At 60.0% G+C, this 480-nt stretch carries 1 protein-coding gene; it reads left to right on the top strand.

What is annotated here, in order from left to right; genetic code table 11:
- On the top strand, positions 1-480 hold a 480-nt coding region (locus C167_RS0100315; RefSeq protein ID WP_017516302.1), incomplete at both ends, for an amino acid permease.

Genomic DNA, 480 nt, shown 5'->3' with positions numbered 1-480 from the left:
CTCGGCAACGTCGGTTACTTCCTCCTGCTGTTCAGTACCCTGGGCTACTTCTTCCCGATCTTCGGCAAGGGCGACACCGTCGCGGCAATCGTCTGCGCGTCGGTCCTCTTGTGGGCCCTGCACTTCCTGGTGCTGCGCGGGATCAAGGAAGCGGCGTTCATCAACACCATCACCACGGTGGCGAAGATCGTCCCGCTGTTCCTGTTCATCCTGATCTGCCTGTTCGCCTTCAAACTGGACATCTTCACCGCCGACATCTGGGGCAAGAGCAATCCTGACCTGGGCAGCGTGATGAACCAGGTGCGCAACATGATGCTGGTCACCGTGTGGGTGTTCATCGGCATCGAGGGCGCGAGCATCTTCTCCTCCCGCGCGGAAAAACGTTCGGATGTCGGTAAGGCCACCGTGATCGGCTTCATCACCGTCCTGCTGCTACTGGTGCTGGTGAACGTACTGTCCATGGGCGTGATGACCCAGCCG

Source organism: Pseudomonas nitroreducens TX1 (assembly GCF_000313755.1).
Classification (GTDB): domain Bacteria; phylum Pseudomonadota; class Gammaproteobacteria; order Pseudomonadales; family Pseudomonadaceae; genus Pseudomonas; species Pseudomonas nitroreducens_A.
Note: the sequence above shows the minus strand (reverse complement) of the source record. Positions and strands in the feature narration are given on the sequence as shown.